General features: G+C 72.5%; 18 protein-coding genes. 8 read left to right on the top strand and 10 right to left on the bottom strand.

The genetic code is table 11. The annotated features are described in order from the left end of the window. Positions 1–129 precede the first annotated feature (129 nt). Positions 130–1,065 carry a peptidoglycan DD-metalloendopeptidase family protein gene (locus tag FFT09_RS02120; RefSeq protein WP_138381655.1) on the top strand — a complete coding sequence of 312 codons (936 nt, stop codon included), beginning with the start codon at positions 130–132 and terminating at the stop codon, positions 1,063–1,065. Positions 1,066–1,127: 62 nt separating this feature from the next. On the opposite strand, the gene FFT09_RS02115 is transcribed toward FFT09_RS02120, so the two are convergent. Continuing rightward, positions 1,128–1,352 (bottom strand): antitoxin, encoded by a 225-nt coding sequence (locus tag FFT09_RS02115; RefSeq protein WP_138381654.1) that lies wholly within the window; start codon positions 1,350–1,352, stop codon positions 1,128–1,130. A gap of 105 nt (positions 1,353–1,457) precedes the next feature. Here FFT09_RS02115 and FFT09_RS02110 point away from each other — a divergent pair, with 105 nt between their 5' ends. Further along, a complete protein-coding gene (locus tag FFT09_RS02110; protein ID WP_138381653.1) occupies positions 1,458–2,588 on the top strand; it encodes a serine hydrolase domain-containing protein in 1,131 nt (376 codons plus the stop codon). Positions 2,589–2,604: 16 nt separating this feature from the next. On the opposite strand, the gene FFT09_RS02105 is transcribed toward FFT09_RS02110, so the two are convergent. Together FFT09_RS02105 and FFT09_RS02100 are read right to left on the bottom strand one after the other, a co-directional pair. Then, complete coding sequence (locus FFT09_RS02105; protein WP_138381652.1) at positions 2,605–3,321, bottom strand: polyamine aminopropyltransferase; 717 nt, start codon at positions 3,319–3,321, stop codon at positions 2,605–2,607. Between the two features lie 74 nt (positions 3,322–3,395). Then, positions 3,396–4,898 (bottom strand): SulP family inorganic anion transporter, encoded by a 1,503-nt coding sequence (locus tag FFT09_RS02100; protein WP_138381651.1) that lies wholly within the window; start codon positions 4,896–4,898, stop codon positions 3,396–3,398. A gap of 274 nt (positions 4,899–5,172) precedes the next feature. Here FFT09_RS02100 and FFT09_RS02095 point away from each other — a divergent pair, with 274 nt between their 5' ends. After that, a complete protein-coding gene (locus tag FFT09_RS02095) occupies positions 5,173–6,201 on the top strand; it encodes a DUF368 domain-containing protein (protein ID WP_244231164.1) in 1,029 nt (342 codons plus the stop codon). Positions 6,202–6,248: 47 nt separating this feature from the next. Here FFT09_RS02095 and FFT09_RS02090 read toward each other — a convergent pair whose 3' ends face one another. Continuing rightward, entirely contained in the window at positions 6,249–6,641 is a 393-nt protein-coding gene (locus FFT09_RS02090; RefSeq protein WP_081190500.1) for a MerR family transcriptional regulator, read from the bottom strand. 179 nt (positions 6,642–6,820) lie between these two features. On the opposite strand from FFT09_RS02090, the gene FFT09_RS02085 reads away from it, so the two are divergent. Continuing rightward, a complete protein-coding gene (locus FFT09_RS02085; RefSeq protein ID WP_244231160.1) occupies positions 6,821–7,858 on the top strand; it encodes a ferric reductase-like transmembrane domain-containing protein in 1,038 nt (345 codons plus the stop codon). Positions 7,859–7,923: 65 nt separating this feature from the next. After that, a complete protein-coding gene (locus FFT09_RS02080; protein WP_081190054.1) occupies positions 7,924–8,610 on the top strand; it encodes a class I SAM-dependent methyltransferase in 687 nt (228 codons plus the stop codon). Between the two features lie 8 nt (positions 8,611–8,618). Here FFT09_RS02080 and FFT09_RS02075 read toward each other — a convergent pair whose 3' ends face one another. Genes FFT09_RS02075 through FFT09_RS02055 form a run of 5 tightly spaced genes read right to left on the bottom strand, consistent with a single transcriptional unit; the run spans position 8,619 to position 15,143 of the window. Next, entirely contained in the window at positions 8,619–9,683 is a 1,065-nt protein-coding gene (locus FFT09_RS02075) for a GDSL-type esterase/lipase family protein (protein WP_138382016.1), read from the bottom strand. A gap of 55 nt (positions 9,684–9,738) precedes the next feature. Further along, on the bottom strand, positions 9,739–10,449 hold the full coding sequence (locus FFT09_RS02070; RefSeq protein ID WP_138381649.1) for an ABC transporter ATP-binding protein: 711 nt from the start codon (positions 10,447–10,449) through the stop codon (positions 9,739–9,741). Further along, complete coding sequence (locus FFT09_RS23190) at positions 10,446–11,135, bottom strand: ABC transporter ATP-binding protein (protein ID WP_138381648.1); 690 nt, start codon at positions 11,133–11,135, stop codon at positions 10,446–10,448. The genes FFT09_RS02070 and FFT09_RS23190 overlap by 4 nt, the downstream gene beginning before the upstream one ends. After that, the gene (locus tag FFT09_RS02060; protein ID WP_138381647.1) at positions 11,128–13,713 is read right to left on the bottom strand and encodes an ABC transporter permease; all 2,586 of its coding nucleotides are present in this window, start codon (positions 13,711–13,713) and stop codon (positions 11,128–11,130) included. Before FFT09_RS02060 ends, FFT09_RS23190 begins: the two co-directional genes overlap by 8 nt. A 41-nt stretch (positions 13,714–13,754) precedes the next feature. Further along, positions 13,755–15,143, bottom strand: coding sequence for a KamA family radical SAM protein (locus FFT09_RS02055; RefSeq protein ID WP_081190059.1), 1,389 nt, complete (start codon positions 15,141–15,143; stop codon positions 13,755–13,757). A 98-nt stretch (positions 15,144–15,241) separates the two neighbouring features. Between FFT09_RS02055 and FFT09_RS02050 the strand changes: the two genes are divergently transcribed. From FFT09_RS02050 to FFT09_RS02040, 3 genes are all read left to right on the top strand, one after another. After that, the gene (locus tag FFT09_RS02050) at positions 15,242–16,888 is read left to right on the top strand and encodes an amidohydrolase (protein WP_138381646.1); all 1,647 of its coding nucleotides are present in this window, start codon (positions 15,242–15,244) and stop codon (positions 16,886–16,888) included. 148 nt (positions 16,889–17,036) lie between these two features. Then, positions 17,037–18,680, top strand: coding sequence for an apolipoprotein N-acyltransferase (gene lnt, locus FFT09_RS02045; RefSeq protein ID WP_138381645.1), 1,644 nt, complete (start codon positions 17,037–17,039; stop codon positions 18,678–18,680). Beyond that, entirely contained in the window at positions 18,652–19,425 is a 774-nt protein-coding gene (locus tag FFT09_RS02040; protein WP_024874012.1) for a polyprenol monophosphomannose synthase, read from the top strand. The genes lnt and FFT09_RS02040 overlap by 29 nt, the downstream gene beginning before the upstream one ends. A 17-nt stretch (positions 19,426–19,442) precedes the next feature. Here FFT09_RS02040 and FFT09_RS02035 read toward each other — a convergent pair whose 3' ends face one another. Continuing rightward, positions 19,443–20,351, bottom strand: a complete 909-nt coding sequence (locus FFT09_RS02035; protein ID WP_138381644.1) for a LysR family transcriptional regulator — start codon at positions 20,349–20,351, stop codon at positions 19,443–19,445. Positions 20,352–20,356: the final 5 nt, after the last annotated feature.

Below are 20,356 nucleotides of genomic sequence, written 5' to 3'. Positions count from 1 at the left end.
ACCGCCGCGGGTGTGTCACCAGCGTTGTCGGCGGGCGCGGAAAGCCGCGTTCCACCCTTCTTCCGGCCGGTGTCACGGGCGCGCCGCCTCCGTACACTCCGGGCTTCACGACGACGCACGGGAGGCGACGTGGCTGCAACGGAACGGGGCGCGGCGGGCCGGATCTCGCGGCGCACACTGCTCGCGGGCACCGGAGTGGGGCTCGGACTGCTGTTCACCGCCGCGCCGTCCGCGCACGCGGCGACGCTGCGGGACGGTTCGTGGACCAATCCCGCACTCGGCTACTTCCCGAACGGCGGCCACTTCGGCGCGCCACGGGGCGACGCCTCCCACGCGGGACAGGACATCACCAACTCCGTCGGCACGGCCGTGTACGCGGCGGCGGCGGGCACGGTCATCCGCAGGCAGTGGGGTGGCGGCCTGCCGGGCCGCACCGGCAACGCGCTGGTGATCTCGCACGGCGGCGGGCGCTACACCTACTACGGTCACCTCGACGCCTACCGCGTGTCGCTGAACCAGGCCGTGTCGGCCGGTCAGCGCATCGGCGACATGGGCGCCACGGGCAACGTCACCGGCCCGCACCTGCACTTCGAGATCCACAGCGGCGGCCTCGGCTCGGTGGTGAACCCCGTGCCCTACACCGGCGCGCGCGGCGTCGATCTCGGCGGTGGCTGGTCCGCGCTCGACCCCGACGCGCGCGGGCAGCGGGTGCGGGCCGTGCAACACCTGCTCAACCAGCGCGGCCACGGGCTCCAGGCCGACGGGTGGCTGGGCCCCACGTCCACGGAGGCCGTCAAGGCGTTCCAGCGCGGCAGCGGCCTGGTCGCCGATGGTCAGGTGGGGCCGCTGACCTGGCCGGAGATCGTCTACTCGCTGTCACAGGGCGCGAACGGCCACCACGTCCGCGCGGTGCAGACGGTGCTGAACAAGCACAGCGCCGGGCTCGTCGTCGACGGCGATTTCGGTTCGGTCACCAACTCGGCCGTGCGCGGGTTCCAGAGCGGGAACCGGCTCGTCGTCGACGGGCTGGCCGGCGCGATCACCTGGCGTGCGCTCGTGGGCTGAGGTTCCGGGGCCCCCTTCGTCCAGCACGCGCTCCTGGCTCCGGAAGCCGTCGAGAAACACCGTCACTCGTCCTCCACCGCACGGACATCGTCCGTGGTGATGACCTTGCCGAGTTCGACCACCGGGAGTTCGGTCCGGGCGCTTCGGGTGGGAGCGGCACCGGCGCTCTCGCCGAGTCCGCGGCGCATCAGTTCGGCGACGATGTCGCTGAGTGAGCGCGAGGTGTCCCGCGCGAGCGACTGCGCCAGCCGATGCAGGTCGTCGGGAAGGTCGATGGTCGTGCGCACTTCCACATCGTAGCGGCGGCGTGATCCACGCTGAGCTGCGGTTTCATCGCGATGTCAGCCACGGTCTCTACGGTCTGCGGCACCACTACCTGGGGAGGAACACCGATGGAATCCGTGCGCACACCCGTGCTGGGCGCCGCCCTGGCTCTGCTGGCCACCACCGTGGCGGCCGTCCCGGCCTCGGCCGACACCGCGACGGCCGCCGACGTCCTGCAGGCCGGTGCCGAGCTGGGAGTCAGTGACGGCTATCCCGGCGTGATCGGCCTTGTCCGCGACGGCGACGACGCCGAGTACGTCCACGCCGGGCAGAACGACTGGTTCACCGGCGCACCGGCCGATCCGCAGTCGCCGTTCCGCATCGGCAGCAACACCAAGGCGTTCGTCGCGACCGTGCTGCTGCAACTGGAAGCCGAGGGACTGCTCTCGCTCGACGACACGGTGGCCGAGTGGCTGCCGGGTGTGGTCGACACCGAGAACTACGACGGTGCCGACATCACGCTGCGGCAGTTGCTCAACCACACCTCCGGCCTGCCGGACCACTTCCAGGATCTCGCCGTGCAGGCGAGGTACTCGGCCAACCTGGACCCGTGGGGATACTGGGACCGGCAGGGGCTCGTCGACGCGGCCCTGGCCTTCGCCGCACCCGGAGCGCCGGGGGAGACGTACAGCTACTCCAACACCAACTACGTGCTGGCCGGCATGGTGGTGGAGAGTGTCACCGGCAACGCGGTGTCCGACGAGGTCCGGCAGCGGATCATCGAACCGCTGGGGCTCACGCGCACCAGTTTCCCCACCGAACCCACGATGCCCGAGGACGCGATGAGCGGGCACTTCTGGATCGGTGGCCTGGTCATCCGCGACGTGACGGTGTCCAATGTCGAGTTCATGGGCGCCGCGGGCGCGATGGTGTCCACTCTGGACGACCTCGCCACCTTCCACCGGGCCCTGCTCACGGGCGGCCTGCTGCCCGAGGCGCAGTTGGCCCAGTTGAAGGACGTCTTCCCGATCAACGACGAGGGCCGGGGTTCCGGGCTGGGCGTGATCCGTATGCAGACGGAGTGCGGCCCGGCTTGGCAGCACACGGGTGGCGTCCTCGGCTACTACACCCTGTGGCTGGCCAGCGACGACGGTGAGCGGCAGGTCGTGGCCGCCGCCAACGAGATGCACCTGCTGAGCGGCACGCAGGGGCAGCAGGACGTGGCCACGGCCGCGCTGGACGCCTACTGCGCCCTGTGAGCGCTGTGACAGCGCGTCAGGGTGCCGCCGGGGCCGTGGTCGCGAGGTAGAGGGTGCTGGTGGCCTCGCGGTGCTGCAGCGGGTTGGGGAACGTGACGACCTCGGCCCGTACGCCCTCGAAGTGCCGGGTCAGCAGCGCGGTGAACTCCTCGTCCGGCGGGTCGTTCGACCAGAGGGCGAACACCCCGCCGGGGTGCAACCGGTCGCGAAGCCGGTCCAGCCCCGCCGGGGTGTAGAGGTCGGCGTGACCGGGGTGCAGCAGGTGCCGGGGCGAGTGGTCGATGTCGACGAGGATGGCGTGGACCCTCGGTCGTGCGGCGTCGAACGGCTCCCCGGTGCGCACCAGCTCGAAGAAGTCCCCGTGCCGGAGGCGGCACCGCGGGTCCGCCCGCAGTGCCGTCCCGGCGGGGATGAGGCCCCGCTCGTGCCACTCGATCACCTCGGGCAGGGCGTCGACGACGACCAGCGAGGCCACCCGGGCATTGCTGAGCACCGCCTTCGCCGTGTAGCCAAGGCCGAGCCCGCCGACGACCACGTCGATCTCGTCGTGGTCGATGCCGGCCAGCCCGCGCACCCCGAGCTCGGTCTCGGAGACGGTGAACAGGCTCGACATGAGGTACTCGTCGTCCAGTTTGATCTCGTAAACCTCGGCGTCGACGGCAGGGTCCCAGCGTCGACGCAGCACGAGTTCCCCCAGCGGGGTCGCTCGCCAGTCGAGCTCTTCGAAACGCATCGTGACCTGACTTCGTTGTCGGGGACCGGGGGCGGCCAGCGTACGCCCGCGGCGCGGGGACCTCGGTGACCGGTTCAGTGGCCGCCCGTGAGCGTGCCGGCCAGTGCGGTGTGGCGCTGGTGGCTGTCGGTGTTCATGCCGGTGATCGTCACCTCGGTACCGCGCGCCTCGTAACGCGTGGTGATCGCATCGAGGGCGGCGACCGTGGAGGCGTCCCAGATGTGGGCGTCGGAGAGGTCGATGACCACGGTGGCGGGATCGTGGGCGTAGTCGAACTGGAAGACGAGGTCGTTGCTGGAGGCGAAGAACAGCTGGCCCGTGACGCGGTAGATCTTGGTGGTGCCGTCGGGGTCGAGCACGCCGTCGACCGTGACGAGGTGGGCGACCCTGCGGGCGAACGCGACCATCGCCACGAGCACGCCCACGCCGACGCCGATGGCGAGGTTGTGGGTGGCGACCGTGACGCCTACGGTCGCGAGCATCACCACGGTCTCGCTGACCGGCATCCGGCGCAGGGTCGCGGGGTGGACGCTGTGCCAGTCGAACGTGGCGACCGCGACCATGACCATGACCGCGACCAGCGCCGCCATCGGGATCAGCGCCACGATGTTGCCGAGCGCGACCACCAGCACCAGCAGGAAGACACCGGCGAGGAAGGTCGAGGCACGGGTGCGGGCCCCGGACTTCACGTTGATCATCGTCTGGCCGATCATGGCGCAGCCACCCATGCCGCCGAAGAACCCGGTGACGATGTTGGCGACGCCCTGGCCCCACGACTCGCGGGTCTTGTCGGAGTGGGTGTCGGTGAGGTCGTCGACGAGCTTGGCCGTCATCAGCGACTCCATGAGGCCCACCAGTGCGAGAGCCAGCGCGTAGGGCGCGATGATGACGAGCGTCTCCAGGCTCAGCGGCACGGCCGGGATACCCAGCACGGGCAGGCTGTCGGGCATCCTGCCCTCGTCGCCGACGGTGGGCACCGCCATCCCGGCGGCCACCGTGAGGGTGGTCAGCGTGACGATGGCCACCAGTGGTGCGGGCACGGCCTTGGTCAGCCGGGGCAGCAGCACGAGCACGGCGAGCCCGCCCGCGAACAACGGGTACACCGCCCACGGAACGTCGGTCAGGTACGGCAGTTGGGCGAGGAAGATGAGAATCGCCAGCGCGTTGACGAAGCCGACCATCACGCTGCGGGGCAGGAACCGCATCAGCCTCGCCACGCCCAGCGCGCCGAGCAGGATCTGCAGCAGCCCGCCGAGGACCACGGCGGCGAACAGGTACTCCACGCCGTGTTCCCGCGCCAGCGGGGCGACCACGAGTGCGATGGCGCCGGTGGCTGCCGAGATCATCGCCGGGCGACCGCCGGTGAGGGCGATGGTGACCGCCATCGTGAACGAGGCGAACAGCCCCACCCTGGGGTCGACCCCCGCGATGATCGAGAACGACACGGCCTCGGGAATGAGGGCCAGTGCGACGACGAGCCCGGCCAGCGCCTCGGTGCGCAACACTCGAGGGGAAAGCCAGGCGGGGCGCCGCCTCCGTGCGGCCGACGACGTGGGCAGGGCGGGAGAAGGCGACATCAGCTTCTTTCACGAGAGGGTGGTGATTCGATCGACAAGCGGGAGCCGCAGCGCTGGGGCTCGTACCGCCGGGGGAACCATACCCCGACGTGAGAGTCCGGTCCCGCGACGGTGATCTGATCGACGAGGGTGCCGCCAACCTCCCGGGCGGTGTTCGCCCGGCTTCGGAGTGCTGAGAACATCGTCACCGCGCGGGACGATGTGGTTCGTCGCCCGACGCGCCGTCAGCGTCAGGCGCTCCCGCCCCAGCCAGCTCGATTCCTCAGGAGGACCAGTGACGACCACGCCGCACGGCACGAAACCCCCACGCTCGCGGTCGCGGGCGCTCGTGGACGTTCTTCGCGGTGCGTTGATCGGTACGGCGGAGACTGTGCCCGGCGTCAGTGGCGGCACCGTCGCGCTTGTGGTGGGGGTGTACGACACGGCGATCACCTCGGCCGGCCACCTGATCAGCGGCGTCCGCCGCACGGTCACCGACGGCCTGCGCGGTCGCGGCATGGAGCGGGCCGCCCTGGAGTTCCGGGCCGTGCACTGGCGCGTCATCGTGCCGATGCTGATCGGGATGGTCGCCGCACTCCTGCTGATGGCGCGGCTCATGGGCGGCTGGGTCGAGGACCATCCCGTGCAGACGAGCGCGCTGTTCTTCGGGCTGGTGCTGGCCTCGCTGTGGGTGCCGTTCTCGCTGAGTGTGCGGGGCTCGGCAGAGCAGGGCGCAGAGCACGGCGCAGAGCAGGGCGCGGACGGCAAGGGGCGCTGGGGGCTGCCCGAAATCGCCGCCGCGGTGGTGACCGCCGCGCTGGCCTTCATCGTGGTGAGCCTGCCGCCCGGCGACGTCGACGCCACCCCACCGGTGCTCCTCGTCGCCGCCGCCCTCGCGGTGTCGGGGCTGGTGCTCCCGGGCCTGTCCGGTTCGTTCCTCCTGCTGACCTTCGGGCTCTACCAGTCGACGCTGACGGCGGTCAACGATCGCGATCTCGGCTACCTCGGGCTGTTCGCGCTGGGCGCTCTCGTCGGGCTCGCCTCGATCGTCAAGCTGCTGCAGTGGCTGCTGACGCGCTGGCACCGCATGACGCTGGTCGTGCTCACGGGGCTGATGGCGGGCAGCCTTCGTGCGCTGTGGCCGTGGCAGGACGACGACCGCAACCTGCTGGCACCCGGTGAGCACGTCGGCACGGCGGCGGCACTGGCGGGGCTGGGCGTGGTCGTCGTGGTGGTGGCGCTGGTGAGCGAACACCGGATGCGCACCCGCGCCTCTTCGGCCGTCGAGTCCGGCACCGAACTGCGGGACGCGGGCCGCCGCTAGCGAACCGGTCGCGGTGGCGGGAACGAGACGAGCGCGATCACGCTGGGTCAGACGGGATCGCGCTCGTGCTCACGCCGGGTCAGGCGGAGGCGGCTGCGCAGCATGCCCGCGAGTTCCTCGGTGTGACGCAGCTGGGAGCGGAGTTCGTCGCAGCGGCGTTCGGCGATGCCGGTGAGTTCGGCCAGCCGCCCCGTCGCGTCGTCCGGTTCCGGTTCGTCCGGCGTGGGGTCGAGCACCGCGAGCAGGTCGCGCATGTTCTCCAGCGCCAGCCCGAGCGGCTTCATGCGCTTGACGAGGTTCAGGCGGTCGACGTCGAGCTGCGTGTAGAGGCGGAAGCCTCCCTGGGTCCGGCTCTGGGGCACGACGAGGCCGACTTCCTCGTAGTGCCGGATCGTGCGCAGCGAGAGCCCCGTGCGTTCCGCGACCTCGCCGATCTGCATCAGCTTGTCCACCCTGCGTCCCTTTCGCCGCCGAACACCACGGTAACGAACCGTCGTCGGCGGGCGGCGGGCGCCGACGAACGGCCCCCAGGCGCTCTTGACCGATTGAGTACCGCTGTGGCAGAAACCTTCTACCGACTCGGCGCCGGCCGGGTCCCTGGCGACATGGGGGTGCGGTGGTGCGGGACACGAGCCGGAGACGGCGCCGGGGCGCGATGGACACGGCGGCGCTGCGCGCGGACCTGCGGGGCGCGATCCCCGACGCGACCGCGGCGCTGGTGATCACCGGGGCGATCGTCGTGTGGTTGTACGCGCGGATCGACAACGGCGAGTCGGCGACGCTGGACGTGATGCCGTACCTCGCCGACGCCGACGCCTACCTGCTGTACTGGCTGTGCCAGGCGTTCGGCTGGTCGGCGTTGCTCTGGGCCTGGCTGACGACCATGTTCGGCCTGCTGCGCTCGGGCCGTCCACCGGGGTGGCTGCCGGTGTCCCCGGCGCGGCTCGAACGGCTGCACCGCACGACCAGTCTCACCACGGTCGCCCTCATGTTCCTGCATGCGGCGCTGTTCTTCGCGGAGATGGTCCGCACCAGTGACTCCGACACGCTGCTGGGCCGGGTGTGGCGCGCGTTCGTCGAGAGCTTCGTGCCGGGCGGCTACGACTCGGGCACGGGCAGGGTGGCGATCCTGTTGGGGCTGCTGGCGTTCTATCTCGCGATCCCGCTCGGGCTGGCCTACTACCTGCGCACCCGGCTCGGGGCCGGGCCGTGGCGGGCGTTGCACCGGTTCGTGCTCGTGGTCTACGTGCTCAGCGTGTGGCACACCCTGCTCTACGGAACCAACGTCTGGTTCGACGGCTGGCCCCGCACCACGCTGTGGCTGCTCCAGCTCCCGCCCGCCCTGCTGCTGCTGGCGCGGCTTCTGGTGCCCGCGCGCCCCGCTGAACGCGGCGGGGCACTGCGGGGCAGGCCGGTCGCTCTCGCGTTACGGATCGGCGGGATCGTCGCCACGGTGGGCGTCATCGCCACCGCGGTCACTGTGGTGATCACGGGGCGCGACGGCGGCCGGACCCCGGGTGCCGAGGGCGCCGGTCTCACGATGACCCAGGGCCTGATCTGGGCGGGCACCGTGGTGTTCCTGGCCGTGCTGGTGGCCGCCGTGACCTTCGCGCGCAGACGTGCCGTCCCGCGCGAAGGGGAGCCCGCGCGACGCTGACCCGCCCGTTGCCGGAACAGCAACGAAACTGGCCTCGCGCCGCGCGTCCGGCGCACCATGCGGACGTGAACACACCGAACCGGCCCGCGCAGCACGGGCATGATCAGCACGAACCCGACAAGGCAGCGACCGCGGACGAGTACTGGGAGGATTTCTACCGCGACCGGGTGTGGAGCGGGCGCGTCAATCCGCTGCTGGAGCGTGAGGTGCGCGACGGCGTGGCTCTGCCGCCCGGCACCGTCCTCGATCTCGGCTGCGGGGAGGGCGCCGACGCGCTCTGGCTGGCCCGGAACGGCTGGCGCGTGCGGGCCGTGGACGTCTCGGCGACGGCGTTGCGCCGGGGCGCCGAACACGCCGCCGAGCAGGGCGTGGCCGAGGCCATCGAGTGGGAACGCCACGACCTCGCCCGGTCCTTTCCCGAGGGCACCTTCGACCTGGTGTCGGCGCAGTTCCTGCACTCGCCGGTCGCCGCCGACGGGGAACGCGAGGCCATCCTGGCCAGGGCGGCCGAGGCGGTGGCGCCCGGCGGGGTGCTGCTGATCATCGGGCACGCCGGGTGGCCGACGTGGATGGAGGAGCCGCCCGCCGACATCGAGTTCCCGACCGCCGCCGACGTGCTCGCCGCCTTGGGTCTTCCGGCGCCGGGGTGGGACGTCGAGCGGGCCGGCCTCGTGTCGAGCGAGGTGACGGGGCCCGAGGGGCAGCCCGGCCGGCGTGAGGACTGCGTCGTCCGCGTCCGCCGCACGGGGTGAGCGACGGTTCAGGGGCCCGCGAGTGAGTGCGAGGACGCGGCGGCGTGCAGGTTGCCGTCCTCGCCCTCCAGGCAGGCGGCCTCGCGGTCGTCGGTGGCGAGGAACTCGCTCAGGCACCGCGCGAACTGCTCGTGGCCCGCGGCGTTGGGGTGGAACGACTCCTGCAGGGCATGCGACGCGCGGTCGACGTCCTTGAGGTTGTCCCACTCCACGGTGAAGCGGGTGAACCACTCGTCGCTCGCGTCCTCGCCACCGCTGCACGCCTCGTGCCCGGTGCCCGCACGGGAGAGGTCGAGGAACCGCGCGTCGGCCTCCCGTGCCACCGCGCGCAATGTCTCGGACAGTGACACGGTGCCGGTTTCGGCGACCCAGGCCAGGTCCTCGGCGCGGAACGGGCAGCCGTTGAGGTTGCGCCACTGCTCGGGGATGCCGGGGCCGATGGGGGAGGCGTAGGACTGCAGTACCAGCTCGTAGTCCTGGCGCTCGTAACCCGCGTCGGTGAGGACCTGCCGGACGTCGCCCACGGCGTCGCGGACCTTGGGCGCCATCGCGTCGAGCCGGCGCTGCCAGTCGGCCTTGATTTTCTCGCTGCACGGGGCCCGCTGGTCGAGGAACCAGGACGTGAAGCACTCCGAGATGAGCCGCGAGAAGTGGGGGTCGTCGTTGGCGCCCAGTGCAATGACGACGGCCGCGACCCGGTGCTCGTCAAGTAGTGCGCGGAGCTGACCGGCCTGCGAGGGCTCCGTCCACTGCTCGACGTCGCCGAGTGAGACGTGGCCCGACGGGGCGCCGGAGCAGGCGAGGTTGACCGAGTCCACGATCCCGGTGAGCGAGACTTGGTGTACCAGGGCGTTCGGGGAGCGGTGGCACCAGTTGCCGTCGCGGCCGTCCGTCTCGGCCGTGTAGTCGCCCGCTCCCTCGCCGGAGAGAGTGCTGTCACCCAGCGACACGACGGTGAGCGGGCCGGTGCCGGGCGGCCCGGGCGGGTCGACGGGGGCGTCGGGGTCACCACCGATGACCACCAGCACGGCCACCAGGACGGTGACCGCGAACAGCGCGAATCCGCCGAGCACCCACCGAGACCTGCGCACGGTCGATCATTCTACGCATTCCCGCCAGGGGCCGGTCTCAGCCCGGAACCAGCACACCGGAGTCGAGCCGCAGCCGCCGGTCGGCGACCTCCCGCACCGCGGGATCGTGGGTGACGGCCACGACGGCTGTGCCCTCGTCGGCCTGCCGCCGCAGCAGTGCCAGCACCGTGCCCGTGGCGGCGGCGTCGAGATGTGCGGTCGGTTCGTCGACGAGCAGCACCGACGGCCCGTCGACGACGGCACGCGCCAGCGCCACGCGCTGTTGCTGCCCGAAGGACAGCTCGGCGGGATAGCGGTCGGCGAGGTCGGCCAGGCCGAGATCGGCCAGCACCTCCGCAACACCGCGCGACTCGGGTGGCTCCGCCGACCCTGCCGTCGCGGGGCGCAGGCGCCGTGGCAGGGCGACGTTCTCGGCGCAGGTGAGCTCGGCCGCGAGCCCGAGCGCCTGCGGCAGCACCGCGCACACCCACCACGGCACCGCGTCGGCGGGTTCGCCGCCGAAGGTCACCGTGCCCTCGTCGGGGGCGTCGAACCCGGACAGCAATGCGAGCAACGTGGTCTTGCCCGACCCGGAGCGGCCGGTGATCGTCACCAGCTCTCCTGCCTCGACGGTGAGTTCGGCGCCGCTCAGTACCTCGGTGTGCTGCCCGGCCTGGGCGAAGCGGCGCCGCAGTCCGGTCGCGTGCAGGGCGGGGTGCTCGCCCCGCTGCCGTGGCGGGGTGGCGGCGTCGGTGCGGCCGAGTGTCACGGATGTTCCTCCTGGTCGGTGAGCCGCCCGGCGCGGAGCCGGACCACGCGGTCCCCGCGTTCGACGACCCGGTCGTCGTGCGAGGTCGTCACGACCGGGACACCCTGGTCCACGAGCCGGGTGATCGCGTCGAGCACGTGTCCCGCCGAGGTGTCGTCGAGCTGGGAGGTCGGTTCGTCGGCAAGCACGACCGGGCAGCCGCGCGCGAGCGCGCACGCGAACGCCAGCCGTTGCTGCTGCCCGCCCGACAGCGCGGGAATCCGCCATCGACCCGTCCCGGCGAGCCCCATCCGCGTCAGCAGGTCCTCGGAGTCGGCCCGCCGCCGCGCCGACTGGGCGGCGGCGTGCAGGTTGTCCGCCACCGACAGCGTCGGCAGCAGGTTGTCGGTCGGGGTCTGGAAGACGAGGCCGATCCCGTGGCGCCGGACAGCGCGGCGTTCGCGCGGGGACGGCCCGACCGCCGCGCCCGCGAAGGCGACACGTCCCCGCGTGGGCGGCTGGAACAGGGCCAGCACCCGCAGCAATGTCGACTTTCCCGAGCCGGACGGCCCGGCGAGCACGGTCAGCCCGGTCGCCGGGACGTCGAGGGTGACGTCGTCGAGTCCCGTGACCCGACCGTCGCGGGCTGTGGGAAGCGGGTAGTCGACACCCACCCGCCGCAGGCGGTAGATCGGCTCGTCACTCACGCAGCAGCTCCGCGACTCGGGCGGTGCGCACGGAACGCACCGCGATCCAGCAGGCCAGTCCCACCACCACGAGGCCACAGGCCGTGACCGTGAGCACCAGCGGCGCCAGGCCGGGCAGGCCCGACCCCGGAGGGAGCCAGCGGGCCGGGTCGAACCGCCGCACCGACAGCGCTGCCACGGTGACCCCGCAGGTGAGGCCGACGGCGAGCGCCAGCCCGGCCACCGTGCCCAGCTCGACCGCCTGGCCGCCCCACAGTGCGCGGCGGCGCAGACCCATGCGCCGTGCCAGTGCCGCCGTCAACGTGTTCTGCCGTCGCCGGGTCTCCATCGCCACCAGCATCGCCAGCGCCGCGGCCACTCCGAGGACGACTCCCAGCAGCGCCACGAACCCGAACGTCCACTCGACGACGTAGAAGGGCAGGGCATCGAAGGCGCCCGCCCTGCCCACCGCGTTCATGTGCACGATGGCCTCCTGCCGCAGCGCGGCGCCCACCTCCGCCACGGTGGCCGTCGACAGCACCGCCCAGCGTGGGACCGCGTCGAGCTGGTCCGCGTCCAGCGCGGTGCGGGGCACGAGGTAGCCCGGTTGCCCGCCGAGCACCGGAACCACGTCAAGGCGGCCGACGGCCCGGATCTCGCCGAACGGGGTGGTCTCCGTCGCCGGGGCGTCGCCGACCGCGATGACGGGCACCGCCCCGCCGGGACCCGCGCCGTCCAGCCGGGCGAGCAGGTCGGTCAGCGTGGCGTCCGGCAAATGCTCGGTGTAGGCGGCGCGGGTGAACGTGTCCGGATCGAACACCATCGCGGTGCCCTCACCCGCGCCGACGGTGCCGATCACCGTGCTGCGCTCGCGCAACGATCCGGGCAGTGCGATCTCACCCCGGCCCACGGCGTTCTCCACGTCCGTGCGCGATTCGGAGCCCACGAAGACTCCGGACTTCTCGGCCAGCGCGCTCTGCTGGCCCGACGAGATCGCCGAACCGACGGTGAGCGTGCCGACCGCGAGCACGGCGACGATCAGCACGCCGGTGACGGGCCCCCGGGCGTGCGCCAGGCGCCGCACCGCCCACTGCGCCGTCGGCCGCGACCACCAGCGCAGCCGGTGCGAGGCCCGCAGCGCCCACCAGGCCAGGCGGGCGGTCACCAGGCCGACGGTCAGCACCACCGCGACCGGGTAGATCAGGGCCAGCGGATCGGTCTCGGGCACGGGGCCGGTGGAACCGGTGCCGCCGCCGTGCGGCAGCCGGGACCAGCCCCACAGTGCCACCGCCGCGGTCAGCAGCTCCCACGGCACGAGCGGCAACACCCCGCGTCGTCGCCGGGGCGCGGTGAGGCCGAGGCCGAACTCGCGGTGCGTACGCACCGCCACCACCAGCACGAGCAGGGACATCGCCGCCAGCAGCACCAGCATCGCCGCTCCGGCGGCGAACCACTGTGCGCCGGTGGTGACCTGGCCCGGTGGTGCGAACAGCGGGGCGCTCACCCGGGCCAGCACCGCACCGGCGATGCCCCCGGCCAGCACGAACCCGCCCAGTTCGGCCGCGGCCAGGCTGCCGACGGCCACCGGACCGTGGCCGCGTGCGGAGTGCAGGCGCACCTGGGCGTGGCGGCGGTGGTACCACTGCAAACCCACGGTGGCGGCGCCGAGCAGGCCCACGCCGACGCTCAGCGCGGCCAGCGGCAGGATCGAGAACGTGACCGTCGACTGCGCCTGCCGGGCCAGCTCCAGCGAGCGCGCGAACGGCGTCGACAGCAGGGGGGCGGCGATGCCCTGGTCGCGCAGCTCGTCGCGGACACCGGCGAGCAGTGCCTCGGCCCGGTCCTGGGAATCCTCGGCCTGGGCCAGGGTGCGCGGCGCTGGGGCAGGGAAGGTGACCGTGAGCCGCTCCAGCGACTCCTGGTCCCGCGTGGCGTCGTCGAACGCCGCCCGGTCGGTGGCGAACACGACGGCGCCGCCCGGGGGATCCATCAGCCGGTCCTGCACCGCGAGGTCCTGGACGGAGCACCACCAGCGCGGCGCGGGGTTGTAGAGGTCGGTGTAGACGCCCGAGATCGCGGGCCATTCGGTGTTGACGGCGCGGTCGCCCGGCCCGATCCCGGCGAAACCCGCCAGGTCGCGTCCCACCCACAGCCCGGTGGTGTCGTCACCGCGCAGCTGGGTGAGCTGCTCGGTCCCGCCGTCGCGGTAGCCGAGGCGCACGATGAAGCCCTCGCCGGTCCCGAACTCGACGCCCTGCGTTTCGTGGCTGAACAGGCTCACCGTGGGGGTGCCGAAGCCGTGGACGGCGGCGTGCCGCTCCACGGTCTCGATGATCGCGGGAACCTTCTCCGGCGCCACTCCTGCCTGGGTGATGACCGGGCCGTACGAGTCCGGGCACACGGTGGCGGCCTGGTGGTCCAGCGTCGCGCCGCCCGCGGCGGAGCTGTGCAGCACCGCGCCGACCGCGAGGAAGCAGGAGAGCAACGTGGTAATGGCGGCGGCGACGAGCGTCAGGGGACTCGACAGGGCCGCTTTCGGCGCGGCCCGCCACGGCAGAGCCGGGGCGGGGCCGCGAGATGATCTTCGCCAGGCGGGCATGCCGCATGTTAGCCGTGGCGTCGACCACCCGAAAGGGTGGTTCAGCCGTTCTCCCGCCACCACTGCTGCCCGGCCGCGGGCAGCGTCGACACCGGGTCGTAGTACGGGTACCGGCGGCGCAGCGCCTCGGGATCGTCGTGCTCGATGCCGGTGCGGTAGTTCTTCGTCCAGTACGAGATGCCGCGCTCGCGGTCGTACTCGGCGAGCTGGTGTACCCACCGCTTGCCGACGTACGGCACGTCGCAGATGATGCGCGGCGTGGCGTAGCCGGGGAGGTAGCCCATGATGGCGTGCTGGAGTTCCTGCGCCTCGGCCACCGACAGCCGCCAGTGCTCCGCGTTGGGGATCATGTCGCACATGTAGAAGTAGTAGGGCAGGATGCTCGCCTCGCCCTGGAGCGCGAAGCACAGGTCCAAGAGCTGCGCCGGAGTGTCGTTGACCCCGCGCATGAGCACGCCCTGGTTGCGGACGTCGCGCACCCCGGCGTCCAGTGCGGCGCGGGTGGCCTCCGCCACCAGCGGCGTGACCGACTGCGCGTGGTTGACGTGGGTGTGGATGGCGAGGTTCACGCCACGGCGGCGCGCGGTGCCGCCCACGCGGGCCAGCCCCTCGACGACCTTGGGCTGCAGCCAGTGCTGCGGAAGCCCCGCGAGTGCCTTGGTGGCCAGCCGGATGTCGCGCACGGTCTCGATGTCGAGCAGTCGCATGAGGAACGCTTCGAGCTGGTGCCACGGCACGTTGGCCACGTCGCCGCCGGAGACGACCACGTCGCGCACGCCCGGGGTGCGCTTCAAGTAGTCGATCATGGCGTCCTGGCGGTCCACCGGCTTGAGGGCGAGCTTGTGCTTGTCGATCTGGGGGGTCGAGTTGCCGACCAGGTCCATGCGGGTGCAGTGCCCGCAGTACTGGGGGCACGTCGAGAGGAGCTCGGCCAGGACCTTGGTGGGGTAGCGGTGGGTGAGGCCCTCCACGACCCACATCTCCGCCTCGTGCAGCGAGTCGCGCTGCGAATGCGGGTGGCTCGGCCAGTCGGGGTCGCGGTCGCTGCGCACGGGCAGCATGTAGCGGCGGATCGGGTCGGCGTAGAACGCCTCGGTGACCTTGGCCGGATCGGTGCCCGCGTGCGGCGCCATCGTGTTGAGCATCTGCGGGGGCAGCAGCATCGACATCGTCGCGAGCTCCTGCTGGTCGGCCACGAGGTCGTCGTAGAACCGGTCCTCAAGCAGGTCTCCCATCAGCGCGCGGAGTTGCTTGACGTTGCGTACGCAGTGGACTCGCTGCCACTGCGCGTCCCGCCACTGCGCCTCGGTCACGTCGCGCCAGCCCGGAAAGCGCCGCCAGTCGGGTTCCGCCAACTCGACGCGCCGGTAGGTGTAGGGCTGTTCCGCGAGCTCGGCAGCGGGTTCAGCAGGTTCCTGGGTCACAGTCACTTCTGCTCCTCAATGTCGACTGCTCGTGAAAATATCCTTTCATATCGACGTTCAGACGCAAAACTTCTCGTCCGGGAGCGGGTGGCACACTCTGGAGCGTGAGTAGCAGTGACACGACGCTCCTGGTGGGCGGACGCATCCACACCCCCAGCTCGCCCGATGCCACCGCGCTGGCCGTGACCGACGGCACGGTGGTCTGGGTGGGACAGGACACACCCGGCCGTGCGCTGCACCCCGACGCCGAGGTGGTGGACCTCGCCGGCGCGTTCGTCGCCCCCGCCTTCGTCGACGCCCACGTCCACGCCACCAACACCGGCCTGCATCTCACCGGGCTCGACCTCACCGGCGTCCGCGACGCCGCCGAGTTGCTCGCCGCCGTGCGCACGGCGGCGCTGCCCGGCGAGATCCTGCTCGCGCACGGCTGGGACGAGTCGACCTGGACCGGCGCCCGGCTGCCCAGCCGCGCGGAACTCGACGAGGCCGCGGGGGAGGTGCCCGTCTATCTGAGCCGGGTCGACGTCCACTCCGCGCTCGTGTCCAGCGCGCTGCTCGAACTGGCGCCGGACGCCCTCCACGCCGACGGCTACTCGCCGGACGGGCCGCTGACGCGCGAGTCCCACCACCTCGCCCGCGCCGCGGCGCACGCCGCCCTCACCCCCGACCAGCGGGCCCGCGCCCAGCGTGCGTTCCTGCGCGCCGCCGCCCGCGCCGGGATCGTCAGCGTCCACGAGTGCGCCGGTCCCGACATCTGCGGTGAGGACGACCTGCGCACACTGCTGCGTACCGCCGCCGAACCGGGCCTGCCCGACGTGGTGCCGTACTGGGGCGCGCTCGCCGACGACCACACACTCGGTCTCGCGCGCGAACTCGGCCTGCGTGGGCTGGCCGGCGATCTGTTCGTCGACGGCGCACTGGGCTCGCGCACCGCCGCGCTGCACGAGCCCTACGCCGACCGCCCGCACTCCCGCGGCACCCGCTACCTGAGCGCCGAGGCCATCGCCGACCATGTTGTCGCCTGCACCGAGGCGGGGTTGCAGGCCGGGTTCCACGTCATCGGCGACGCCGCCGTGAGCGAACTCGTCGACGCGCTGGCGCTGGCCGAACAGCGTGTCGGGCAGCGTGCGCTCGCCCGCGTGTCCCACCGGCTCGAACACGTCGAGATGGTGACGGGGGAGCAGGCCGCGGCGCTGGCACGCTGGAACGTGACCGCGTCCATGCAACCCGCGTTCGACGCGCTGTGGGGCGGCCCGAGCGGGATGTACGCGAGCCGTCTCGGCGCCGAGCGCGCCGCCGGGCTCAACCCGTTCGCCGCGCTGGCCGCCGAGGGCGTGTCCCTGGCGTTCGGCTCCGACGCCCCGGTCACCCCGCTCGACCCGTGGGGCAGCGTGCGGGCGGCCGTGCAGCACCACACGGCCGGCTCGGGGATCTCCGCACGTGCGGCGTTCAACGCCCACACCCGGGGCGGGCACCGCGCGGCGGGCGGCCACGACGGCGTCACCGGCAGCCTCGTGCCTGGCGCGCCCGCCCACTATGCGGTGTGGGAGGCCGACGACCTCGTGGTGGCCGCCTCCGACAGCAGGGTGCAGCGATGGTCCACCGACCCGCGCTCCCGGGTGCCCGGACTGCCGCCGCTCGATCCCGGAGTCTCGCTGCCGCGCTGCCTGCGCACCGTGCGCGGCGGTGCGGTGCTCTACGACCACGCGGACGACCACACCGCGCCGGGTACGGGGGCGTCGCGCGGATGAGGGCCGGGCCTGCCCGCGCCGCAACGGGCTACACAAGCTGCGGACACGGCTACGCAAGCTGCGGACACGGCTACGGGAGCTGCGGACACGGCTACGGGAGCTGCGGACACGGCGGTCGGCTCCGGGGTTCGGGACCTAGGCTGGCGGCGTGACCGCCACGGCCTCACCGTCGTTCCCGCACCACGCTCCGGCGCGCGTCGCTCGTACCCGTGACCGGCTCGGCCGTGTCGCGGCCCGGGCGGCGCTGGCCGCCGCGTCCGGGCTCGTGTTGTTCGCGGGCTTCTCCCCGCGCCCGCTGTGGTGGCTGGTGCCGCTGGCGTTCGCCGGGCTCGGCCTCGTCCTGCACGGGCGCCGGGCGTGGGGTGCCGCCGGATACGGCCTCGTGTTCGGGCTCGCGTTCAACCTCACCCACCTGCTCTGGATCCAGGACTTCCTCGGGCAGGAGTTCGGTCCAGCGCCGTGGCTGGCGCTGTCGGCGGTGATGGCGCTGTTCGTGGCCTCGGCCTGCGCGCTGATGCCGGTCGTCGCCCGCCTTCCCGCGGCGCCGGTGTGGCTGGCGCTGGTGTTCCTGTTACAGGAGTGGGCGCGGCAGCGGTTCCCGTTCAACGGGTTCCCGTGGGGGCGGGTCGCGTTCAGCCAGCCCGAGGGCGCCTATCTCTCGCTGGCCTCGATCGGGGGCGCCCCACTGGTCGGGTTCGCCGTGCTGGTCACCGGTTTCGGCCTGGCGCACCTGCTGGTGCGGGCACGGGCCACGGGGTGGCGTCCGGCTCGCTCGTGGCGAACGCCCGTCGTCGCCGTCGTCCTGCCGCCGCTGGTGGGCCTGGCGGTCTGGCCGACGATCGGGACCGCGGCCGAGACCGGCAGCCGCACCGTCGCCGTCGTGCAGGGAAACGCCCCCGACGCCGGTATCGGTCTGCTCGGCGAGCGTGCCACCATCCGCGAGAACCACTTCCGGCAGAGCGCCGAACTGCTCGACGCCATCCGCGCCGGTGAGGTGCCCCGGCCCGATCTCGTCGTCTGGCCCGAGACCGCCACCGACGTGCGCGGCGAGGACCCCGAACTGGCCGCGCTCGTCGACGACTTCGGTGTCCCCGCGCTGATCGGTGCGCTGTACCGCCCGCCGGGCAGCGACCTCACCGAGAACGCCACGCTCGCGTGGCGACCCGGGCAGGGCGTCGTCGACCACTACGTCAAGCGCGAGCTGGTGCCGTTCGCCGAGTACGTCCCCATGCGCGAGGTCGCGCGCTGGTTCACCCCGTTCGTCGGCAACAGCCAGGACATGCGCTGGGGAACCGAGCCCACGACGCTCGACCTCGCGGGAACCCGGCTGGGCTCGGTGATCTGCTACGAGATCGCCTACGACTACGTGGCCCGCGACACCGTCAACCTCGGTGCCAACCTCCTGGTGACCCCCACGAACAACGCGTGGTTCGGGCGGGGCGAGATGAGCCACCAGCAGCTCGCCATGTCACGCGTGCGGGCCGTCGAACACGGCCGTGCCGTGGTGGTCGCCGCCACCAGTGGGGTCAGCGCCATCGTGGCGCCCGACGGCGGCGTGACTCGCTCCACCAGCCTCTACACCGACACGTCCCTGGTCTCCGAAGTCCCCCTGCGCGAGCAAGCTACGCTGTCGGATCGACTCGGTGCGTGGACCGAGTACGCGCTGGTCGGGGCCGCGCTCGCCGCGGTGGTCGCCGGGTTCGTGCTCCGGTCGCGCAGCCGGGGAACCGCAGGGCGGACCGACGCGACAGAAGGGGAGCAGCATGGCGGAGGGGACACAGCACACGGGTGAGACCGAACCGGTGCTGGTGGTGATCCCGACCTACAACGAGCGGGACAACCTTCCGCCGCTGGTGCAGCGGCTCCACACGGTGCTACCCCAGGTACACGTCCTGGTCGTCGACGACGGCAGCCCCGACGGCACCGGCGAGGTCGCCGACAAGCTCGCCGGGGACGACGACCGCGTTCACGTCCTGCACCGCACCGAGAAGGCCGGGCTCGGCGCCGCCTACATCGCCGGGTTCCGCTGGGCGCTCGCTCGCGACTACGGCACCGTCGTCGAGATGGACGCCGACGGGTCGCACGCGCCCGAGGACCTGCCGAGGCTGCTCGACGCGCTGCGCGACGCCGACCTCGTGATCGGCTCGCGCTACGTGCCCGGCGGCGCGCTCGTCAACTGGCCCCAGCACCGGCAGCTGTTGTCGAAGGGCGCGAACCTGTACTCGCGGCTGGCGCTCGGTGTCGCCGTCTCCGACATCACCGCCGGTTTCCGTGCCTACCGGCGTGCGGTGCTGCGGGCGCTGCCGCTGGAGTCCATCGCCTCGCAGGGCTACTGCTTCCAGATCGATCTCACCTGGCGCACCGACGAGGCTGGCTTCCGCATTCTGGAGGTGCCGATCACCTTCACCGAACGCGAAGTCGGCCAGTCGAAGATGAGCGGCACCATCATCGGTGAGGCCGTCGTGAAGGTGGCCCGCTGGGGCCTGGGCCGCCGCGCGCAGCAGTTGCGCGCGCTGCGCGAGCGCCTGCGCCGCTGAGGCGGACCCGGCCGGCTTCACGCACACCCGGTGGTGCCCGCGATGTCCTGGAGAGCGGTCAGGCAGCGGGCCACCGCCGGGCGGGTCTCGGAGCCTCGTCGCACGAGGGCCAGGGCGGGGCGGCGCAGGGGGTCGCCGTCGGCGGGAACGATCGTCACGCCGCGGGGAATGGGCGCTGCCGTGACCCGGGGCACCGCCGCGATCCCGAGCCCTGCCGCGACCATCGCGAGCGTGGCCGTGCGGTCGTTGACGCGGTGCCGGACGCGGGGGCGGAAGCCCGCGTCGGCGCAGGCTCGCTGCACCAGCGTGTCGCAGGCGTCGCCCGCGAGGGTGCCGACCCAGTCCTCGTGCGCGAGCGAGGCGAGCTCCACCGCAACGCCGCTCGCGTGCGGGTGATCGGCTGGCAGTGCCAGGTCGAGATGGTCGGTTCCCAGCGTGATGCTGCTGTGGCGAGGGTCCTCCGGTGCCGAGCCGTTTGCGTCGACCGTGACCACGATGTCCAGTTCGCCGTTCGACAGCGCGTCGAGCGCACCGGGGCCCGTGATCTCGCGGACGTCGGTGCTCAGGCCGGGGTGGCGGTCCCGGAGCCGTGCCACCGCGGGCAGCAGCAGCGACGAGATCGTGGAGGCGTACGCGCCGACGGTGAGCCTGCCGAGGTCACCCGCGGACGCCGCCTGCACGTCGCCCGCTGCCCGCTCGGCGAGCGCGAGCAGGGCGTAGGCGTGCTCGACGAGAACACGCCCGGCGTCGGTCAGCCGCAGCGTGCGGCCGTCGGCCTCGGTCAGTGCCGTGCCCGCGTCCCGGGTGAGTGTGGCGAGCTGCTGCGAGGCGGCGGACGGCGAGACGTGCAGCCGGGTCGCGGCGGCATGCACCGTGCCGAGCTCGTGCAGCGCGACGAGGATCTTCAGCCGTGACAGCTCAATCATGAAGC

It is taken from the genome of Saccharomonospora piscinae (assembly GCF_005862235.1).
Taxonomy (GTDB): domain Bacteria; phylum Actinomycetota; class Actinomycetes; order Mycobacteriales; family Pseudonocardiaceae; genus Saccharomonospora; species Saccharomonospora piscinae.
The sequence above is the reverse complement of the archived record's forward strand: the minus strand, read 5'-3'. Positions and strand labels throughout refer to the sequence as shown.

Excerpts from the sequence above, each read along its gene's own strand:
- FFT09_RS02090 (WP_081190500.1), bottom strand. The coding sequence starts at position 6,641 with ATGCAGATCGGCGAGGTCGCGGAACGCACGGGGCTCTCGCTGCGCACG.
- FFT09_RS02110 (WP_138381653.1), top strand. The coding sequence starts at position 1,458 with ATGGAATCCGTGCGCACACCCGTGCTGGGCGCCGCCCTGGCTCTGCTG.
- FFT09_RS02105 (WP_138381652.1), bottom strand. The coding sequence starts at position 3,321 with ATGCGTTTCGAAGAGCTCGACTGGCGAGCGACCCCGCTGGGGGAACTC.
- FFT09_RS02060 (WP_138381647.1), bottom strand. The coding sequence starts at position 13,713 with ATGCCCGCCTGGCGAAGATCATCTCGCGGCCCCGCCCCGGCTCTGCCG.
- FFT09_RS02035 (WP_138381644.1), bottom strand. The coding sequence starts at position 20,351 with ATGATTGAGCTGTCACGGCTGAAGATCCTCGTCGCGCTGCACGAGCTC.
- FFT09_RS02040 (WP_024874012.1), top strand. The coding sequence starts at position 18,652 with ATGGCGGAGGGGACACAGCACACGGGTGAGACCGAACCGGTGCTGGTG.
- FFT09_RS02100 (WP_138381651.1), bottom strand. The coding sequence starts at position 4,898 with ATGTCGCCTTCTCCCGCCCTGCCCACGTCGTCGGCCGCACGGAGGCGG.